Genomic DNA, 8015 nt, shown 5'->3' with positions numbered 1-8015 from the left:
AGCCGACACCGTGTGCAGGATAGACCGCCATGTCGCCTTTTGAAAACGCTTTTTTGGTTGACTTACCAGTTACTTCAGCCCTGATTGCCCCAGATTGGATTGCCCCAGATTGGATTGCCCCAGATTGGATTGCCCCAGATTGGATTGCCCCAGATTGTTTTGCCATTTATGCCCACCTTATTATTTTGATACACGTTATCCATTCTGAGGCATAGAACCATATTTAAACAATATTGTCAACTTATTAATTATTGATAGCTTTTGTAACCTATTCCCAGGCAAAGGGAAAACGCTTGTTATCGGGAGGAATTAACGAGATTCATGGCCTTGACCACCCCTTTTTCCAGGATAGAGAGGCAGGCGTCACAGGCATCATCAATCACCTGATTCAGACAGGCCTGCTCGTCCGGGGCATATTTACCCAGAACATGTCCGGTAACGGACCCTTCATTGCCAGGCCGGCCAATACCCACCCGAACCCGGACACATTCCTTTTGCCCAAAGGCATCAATGATTGAACGGATGCCGTTATGGCCGCCATGTCCCCTGCCCTGCACAATCTTTATCTTTCCAAAAGCAAGGTCAATGTCATCATGGACCACAATGATATCCGCTAGATCGATTTTGAAATAAGCTGCCAGCTTCTGGATGGGGATACCGCTTCTGTTCATATACAAAAGGGGCTTGACCAGGAGAATGTCCTGAAGCCCCATACGTATGCCGGTGTAAGCGGCATTGAACTTTTCCTTGTTCACACAGCACCCGGCCCGATTCGCCAAAGCATCAACCACATCAAATCCAATATTATGACGGGTCTGGGAATACTGATCTCCAGGGTTTCCCAAACCCGCTAATATTCGTTTTGAGTCAGCCATGACGTATACAAAACAATCTGAAACTAAAACGCAAACAAACCGTAAAAACGGTGTTGCAGCTATTCAGCAGCGACGTCAGCAACTTCAGCTTTTTCACCTTCGCCATCATCTGAGCCGCTCTCAGGCGGAACAATGGTGACTACGGTAAAATTGGTATCAAAGGGAATCTCAATTTCGGCTCCCAAATCAATATCTGCCACATGAATGGAATCCCCGATCTCCAGTTCTGAAATATCAAGTTTAACACTCTCGGGGGTATCTTTGGGTTTGCAAACCACTTCGAGTTCACGACGGATAATCTGTAGCATACCGCCTTCCTTGACGCCGGCACAGGCACCTTCGGTTTCAACCGGAACGACAATGGACACTTTTGCATCCATATCAATTTCATGAAAATCAATATGCAGGTAACGCAGTCCAAAGGGATCCATCTGGATCTCCTTGAGCATAACCATTCTACTGGTCTCCCCTTCGACTTTCAAATCAAAAAAAAGACCCGTGGTACCGTTATCCCTGATCACCTTATCAAAGGTGTTAACATCAACCGATATTTTTACAGGCTCTATTTTTGCGCCATAAATAATGCCCGGGATAGCTTTGTCTGCGCGTAATCTTCTGGCAGCACCCTTTCCGGTGCCCTCTCTTTTTGCGACACTTAATTCTATAAGTTCCATTTTAACCCTTTCGTACCCGCCCTTTCACACAAACGGCAGGTTGATCAAATATATCTTTTTTATACAAATAAAGAATTTACAGAATCTCCCCTGTAGCTGCGCATAATGGCCTCCCCGACAAGTTTTGCAATGGAAAGCGTCTTTATTTTGCTACAGGAACGGGCCTCTTCCGACAAAGGGACGGTATCCGTTGCAACAAGGGAGTTCAAAGATGATTGTGTTATTCTGTCAATGGCCGGACCTGACAATACCGGATGGGTACAATATGCATGCACTTCCCTGGCACCCTTTTCCCTGATAACGCCGGCAGCCTCGGTCAGGGTCCCGGCCGTGTCCACCATATCGTCAATAACCAAGGCAATTTTGCCCTCCACATCTCCGATAATGGCCATGGCCTTGGCCTGATTGGGTGCGCTGCGGCGTTTATCCACGATGGCAAGGCCGGCATTTAACCGCTTGGCATAGGCCCTGGCCCGCTCCACACCGCCTGCGTCCGGAGAAACGACAATGATGTCATCACTGAAACGGGTTTTTATATCGTCAATAATAATGGGGGCTGCATAAAGATTATCCACAGGCACATTAAAAAAACCCTGGATCTGTCCGGCATGAAGATCCATGGTGATGATCCTGTCAACACCGGTTCTTTCAAGCAGTTCTGCAACCACCTTGGCACTGATGGGGACCCGGGGAGCGACCTTCTTGTCCTGGCGGGCATACCCGAAATAGGGAATTACAGCGGTCACCCGGGCAGCAGAGGAGCGCCTGAAGGCATCAATGAGCAGCAGAAGTTCCACCAGATTATCGTTCACAGGTTTGCACGTAGATTGAATGACGTAAACTTCCCGCCGGCGTACATTTTCATGAATCTCGACCTGGGTTTCACCGTCACTGAACCGGTTGACCTTCAGTCGTCCCAAGGGTTTGGCCAGATATCCTGATATTCTTTCTGCAAGGGGAACATTTGAATTTCCGGCAAAAATTGACAGGCCATTCATATTAGGCCTCTTTGTTTTCCAACCATTTATAGCCCTTTAAAATTTTGGCTGGGGCGAGAGGATTCGAACCTCTGAATGCAGGGATCAAAACCCTGTGTCTTACCGCTTGACGACGCCCCAAAACTCTTTTGTTTACTGCAACCATCCAAAAGCTCAATCCTGGAAAGAAAAACAAATTTCATATTTTCCGACCGAACCTGCGAAAGCTGTTCATAGTCCCTTTCGGCCACTTCGTGGTCCGAGTAAAGAGCAAAAAGAGACGCGCCGCTTCCGGACATATATACATTTCTTCCCAGCAACAACGCCATCTCTTTTTTTGCAGTACCGATCTCAGGGTATAAACTGCATGCCGGACCTTCAAGATCGTTATGCAAAATTTCCATGCCATTTAGCTTTTCTCCGAATGGCAACGCATTCGAACTTGATTTTATAGTATAGGAGGGGGTAAATGTCAATCCAAATTCTAACTTTCTGAAAACATTTACTGTTGAGGCAGGCACACCCGGATTAACAATAATTACGGACAGATCCGGCATCTGTCTGCAAGGCACAAGTTTTTCCCCCACGCCGGAAGCGAATGCCGGCACTCCGGAAATAAAAAAAGGAATATCTGCACCCAGGCTCAGGCCCAAACGCATCAGTTCCTCTGTGGAAAACGGCGTTTCACAGATATCATTCAAGGCCAGGAGCACACAGGCGGCATTGGAACTGCCCCCGCCAAGTCCGCCGCATACAGGAATTTTTTTGTCAATGTAAATTGTCAGATCATGAAAAACACAATCTGCATTCCTGTCAATCATTGCAGACCTGAAAAGGGCTGCGGCCCTGCATGCCAGGTTCGTATCATCTTCAGGCACATCAGGATGGCTGCACACAGCCTTGATGCCGTTGCCTGACCGGACAATTTCCAAACGGTCGGCAAGCGTCAAAGGAGCCATGAGGGAAAACAGTTCGTGGTAACCATCAGCCCGCCTTCCCGTGACATAAAGAAATAAATTGATTTTCGCAGGAGAAAGATACACCTGCGTCAGACCTTGGCCGCCACATAGGCTATGCGCAGTTCACTGAGCAGGGCGGCGAGCAGGTTTTCTTCATCCCCGGTCAGGTTTCCTGAAGTTTTCTCCTGAAGCATTGCAATCATATCAATGGTGTGTTTGGCCATTTCCAGATTTTTTGTTTTTTTTCCGGTGGAGGGATCTTCCACTGTCCCAAGCTGCACAAGACCGGAGGAATACAAAGATAAAATAAAACTTGAGAAATCTATCCTGGGCAGTACACTTTTAGGGGCCGATTCACCAGCTTGCCCCTCTTTCATTACAAATCCATCTCCTTGAGCCATTTTTCCTCCTTTGTGTCACAACAAAAATTTAGGCAACCCCACAAGGTCTAAGACAGCCATTGCCGTTGTCCTTTGAACTTTTATAGTGTGCCAGATTACAATAAACGCCGCCTTTTTCATACAGATATTTGTTTCATAAAATCTTAGTGCGCTTCTAACATCAATGTAATAATAAAATACTATTTTCTTCAAAACTCAATAGCCACAAACATTCCGGACAGGATTACGCTCCAACATGATTGCAGCCATAAAACGTAACGACAACAAGGTACCCGCGCTGTCTGGCATGGCCCGGCGGCTGGATCGGATCAGCGCGGCTGTGGGCCTGGATGACCAGACCTTGGACAGTTTTGTCCGGACCCTGCCTTTCATGGCCGGGGATGCCACGGCAGGTGCTGAAAATGAATTTCAGGCGGTGGTTGCGGGAAAACGGGAAAATATCGACCTGGCCCGGGTCATTGAGACGTCCAATTATTACCGGAATCTTGTGGAACAGGCCAGAACCGGAGAAACGCCCCAGCGGCGGGTCATGGTCCTGGAGCGCCTGCTCAAAGATAAGGATGGCCAGGATTGGGAAAATTCCTGGGTGTGGTTTCCCCGCCGGGTGCTGAACCGGTTTGCCAATCAGGTGTTTAACAAAGATCTTAAGGCGGATAAATCAATTCCCGCATCAGAATACCGCAGGGATGCTGCCTGTTTCGTGTTTGAAAAAAACGGGGAAAATCAGGTCCGGGTGCCTGTTTCCTATCTGCTCAAACTGGCCCTGGCAGATGCGGTTGGCGATGACAATGGTGTGCCGGAACCGATAAAAACCTGGGGCGAAAAAATGCTCGCCCATTTTTCCAATGACAACAGTTCGCCTGAGCTTTTTTCATTTTACCCGGTTAAATCAGATGGGTCCGGCAGTTTGGGAGAGAAACTTGCTGCCGAAACCCTGCTTCGTTTTCTTCTGACCCAGGCCCTGGTGGCCTATGCCGGGCATAAATTTGAACTGAATGAAAACGGCCAGAAGGTAAAGGTTTTCTTCTCCGCCACCCCGCCCGGGGACCAGAAACGGCTTAACGATGTTATTTCAGATGCGTTCTACCGCGAATTATTCATGAGCCCGTGCCTGTCCGGATGGGACCGGGGGGAAGATAAAAAAGAGTACATGAGTGTCTGTCACAAGGTGTTGTCCCGCAGCCAGCTCAATGCCGTGGCCCAGCTCAAGGAGGCAGGCATTATCAACTCCAACCTTGTGGTGCTGCCCAATACCTCGAATATCAGCCTGGCCAACAACGGCACCCATATCAGTCTTGGCAGCGTCAAACTGTCCCGGTGCATGTCTGATCCGGGTTCAGGGATTACGGCCCTGGATGAAAAATATACAGGAGATCTGGCCATAAAAATCTGGGAGCATTTTTTGCCCCTGTTCGCCACCACCTATTCGGCTGCCCCCCACAGGATTGATTTCCAGGAGTTTCACCCGGAACGGGTGTTAGGCTTTATGCCCCACGAACTGACCCATACCCATCTGCGCATGATCTGGCGGCGGTGGAAGAAAAAGGCCCATCTCAAAGTCATGGGCCAGGCCCTGACCCCCTTTGGCCCGGTGTGGCTGGACCGCCTGATTGCAAATATATTCAGACTGAAAGGGGATTTTGTGCCGGATGGCCGGCTCATTGACTATTTTACCTCGGTGATGAGCACCTTTCAAAGCCCGGCTCTGAACGGCAGTTTGGAAAGCGAGGCCGACCTTAAAAAAGACCTGACCGACATGGGTGTGTTTGACGGACGCATGGCCCTGTACCAGCTGGTCCGTTTGAGGAAATACCACCAGATGGGGTATTCCGGGTTTGAACACCGTTACTTCAGCGTATTTGAAGATGTTGCCAGGGATATGGGAAAGGCTGCAGACCTGCAGGTGCTGATCACGGCCCTGGCCCAGAAGTATATCTATTCCCGGCAGATCAACCATGCCATGATACCGGATTCCCCGGCCGTTGAAAGCGAGCGCCGCCAGATATTTTTTTGTACAGCCATTGGCATCCCCACGTTTTTTGTCAAAACCCGGACCCGGAATCAGTTTCTGGCTAAAATTTTGAAAAATACCGATAGAACCAGGCACAGCCACAGATATCCCGGTTACACCCGGGTACTGGTCCGGGAATACCAGAGGGCCCTGATCTCCCTGATTCAAACCGAGGGGGCTGATCTTGTGGCGGCATTGAACGGCTCATCCATTCTTGACGACCTTGACAACCGGATCAATTCGCCGCAGACCCATGCCGCATGGGGCCGGATCACCCAGGGTATTCTTGAAGGATCCGGAAAGCATAAGCCCATGTCCATGAAGGGCTCACTGTTTAATGCAAACGCGGAAAACTATTACGGCCGGACCTTAAGACAGGCCCATATCAGCCAGGGATTTGACCTGCTTAACAAGGCCTTTGAGCAGATAGACCTGTGGGCAAGATACCGGGATGCCTCGTACGGGCAGGCCCTTGGGCAGATTCTGGGCAGCCGGGATATTCTCAAATTTTTAAAATCCATGCGCCAGGATTTCATGGATGAGACCTGTGCGCCTGAAACGCTTAAAAAGTTTATTTACCTGATGGTCCTTGCAGTCAGCCGGGAGATGCAGGCCTGGCAGGAGAATTAGCACCATGAAACATCAATATATAGACCGCAAAACCAGGCAGGTTCGAACCGAAGCCCTTAAAGCGGATCCCGTTATCAGCGCCATTTATTCGCCAATTCGGGAAAATGCCTCCTTTTTGTTCCATCTGATGATTTCAGCCCGGATGTCCCGCCTGATCGGGGCTGTTTCCTATGATCTGCCTTTTTACAAGCCCTTGTCTGATGCGAAACGTTTTCTGGCTGTCCAAGGCATTGATTTAAGTGAGGTGACCGGGGATCCTGCAACCCTTGATACCCTTCGAAAAATTTTTGAACGTAAGATTCGGTATGAACAGCTTCGCCCCATGCCTGAATGCGCTGATGCTGTGGTCTCTCCGGCAGATTCGCGTCTTCTGGTGGGGGCCTTTTCAAAAAACTCAGCCCTGTTTATTAAAGGCAAGTTCTTTGATTTTTCTGAGCTTATCGGCCGGGATAAGCCCCAGTGGCTTGACGCCTTTGACCAGGGCAATTTTGCCGTGACCCGGCTTACCCCGGATAAATATCATTATAACCATACGCCCGTGGCAGGAACGGTACTGGATATTTATGAGATAAACGGGCATTTTCATTCCTGCAATCCCGGGGCTGTGGTGCGTGAGGTGACGCCCTACTCTAAAAACCGGCGGGTGGTCACCATCATTGATACGGATGTGTCCGGCGGCACCGGATGCGGTCTTGTATGCATGGTGGAAGTGGTGGCCATGATGATCGGAAAAATTGTCCAGTGCTACAGTAAAAAGGGATATGAAACCCCCCGGGCTGTGGTGCCCGGACTTTTCATGGAAAAGGGGTGCCCCAAAAGCCTGTACCGTCCGGGCTCCTCCACAACCATTGTTATATTTCAAAAACAGCGCATCTGTTTTTCCAGAGACTTACTGGAAAATCAGATGCGCACAGATGTGAGCAGCCGTTTCAGTGAAGGGTTTGGCAGGCCCCTTGTGGAAACGGACGTGGCCGTGCGATCAGGTATCGGCCATGCCTGCCCTTGTGATGAAACTGCAACGTTTGGAGATCTGTAATGACAACCGTTTTTTTTGTTATTGGGCTGGGTCTGTTCATTGGTATTGTACTGGGATGGGGATTTAAAACCCTGCCCAAAGAAAAATGGCAGATGGTGGCGGCTTTCCCCTTGGAAAAGACGGACCAAAACCAGTGGCGGGGAATGAATCTGACCTGGTACGGGCTTTTGTCCGCCAATGCTTATACCTTTGGCGTGATCATGGCCGTGATTCTGGCTGCATCGGCCGGGCTGCCCATTTCTGTGCTGGTACTGTTGACTGTACTGCTGCTGGCCGTGACCATTCCGGCGTCTAAAATTGTTGCCCGGATTGTTGAAAAAAAAAAAGCCACCCTGACCATTGGCGGGGCTGTGTTTGCCGGTGTGGTGACCGCACCCTGGATCATTATGCTGGTGAATGCTACCCTGGGCACAACCTTTAATTTTCATGTTCCCGTTGCTGTGATGATGGCC

At 49.5% G+C, this 8015-nt stretch carries 6 protein-coding genes, 1 tRNA gene and 2 pseudogenes; 3 read left to right on the top strand and 6 right to left on the bottom strand.

All coding sequences use genetic code 11. From position 1 onward, the window contains the following. Nucleotides 1-296 precede the first annotated feature (296 nt). The 6 genes and pseudogenes from pth to AB7U36_RS09235 form a co-directional block, all read right to left on the bottom strand. On the bottom strand, nt 297-875 hold the full coding sequence (pth, locus tag AB7U36_RS09260) for an aminoacyl-tRNA hydrolase (protein ID WP_428159498.1): 579 nt from the start codon (nt 873-875) through the stop codon (nt 297-299). Nucleotides 876-934: 59 nt separating this feature from the next. Beyond that, nucleotides 935-1549, bottom strand: a complete 615-nt coding sequence (locus AB7U36_RS09255; RefSeq protein ID WP_428159497.1) for a 50S ribosomal protein L25/general stress protein Ctc — start codon at nt 1547-1549, stop codon at nt 935-937. A gap of 59 nt (nt 1550-1608) precedes the next feature. Beyond that, entirely contained in the window at nt 1609-2547 is a 939-nt protein-coding gene (locus AB7U36_RS09250) for a ribose-phosphate diphosphokinase (protein WP_428159496.1), read from the bottom strand. 45 nt (nt 2548-2592) lie between these two features. Further along, nucleotides 2593-2667: transfer RNA gene (locus AB7U36_RS09245), tRNA-Gln, on the bottom strand. Between the two features lie 89 nt (nt 2668-2756). Then, nucleotides 2757-3569 (bottom strand): annotated as a pseudogene (ispE, locus tag AB7U36_RS09240) (4-(cytidine 5'-diphospho)-2-C-methyl-D-erythritol kinase); the annotation flags it as partial. A gap of 5 nt (nt 3570-3574) precedes the next feature. Continuing rightward, nucleotides 3575-3886 (bottom strand): DUF1844 domain-containing protein, encoded by a 312-nt coding sequence (locus AB7U36_RS09235; protein ID WP_428159495.1) that lies wholly within the window; start codon nt 3884-3886, stop codon nt 3575-3577. 235 nt (nt 3887-4121) lie between these two features. Here AB7U36_RS09235 and AB7U36_RS09230 point away from each other — a divergent pair, with 235 nt between their 5' ends. From AB7U36_RS09230 to AB7U36_RS09220, 3 genes and pseudogenes are all read left to right on the top strand, one after another. Continuing rightward, a complete protein-coding gene (locus AB7U36_RS09230) occupies nt 4122-6527 on the top strand; it encodes a hypothetical protein (protein WP_428159494.1) in 2406 nt (801 codons plus the stop codon). 4 nt (nt 6528-6531) lie between these two features. Beyond that, a complete protein-coding gene (locus tag AB7U36_RS09225; RefSeq protein ID WP_428159493.1) occupies nt 6532-7563 on the top strand; it encodes a phosphatidylserine decarboxylase in 1032 nt (343 codons plus the stop codon). Beyond that, nucleotides 7563-8015, top strand: a pseudogene (locus tag AB7U36_RS09220) (prolipoprotein diacylglyceryl transferase); the annotation flags it as partial. The gene AB7U36_RS09225 and the pseudogene AB7U36_RS09220, both read left to right, overlap by 1 nt.

The organism is Desulfobacter sp. (assembly GCF_050177295.1).
The sequence above is the reverse complement of the archived record's forward strand: the minus strand, read 5'-3'. Positions and strand labels throughout refer to the sequence as shown.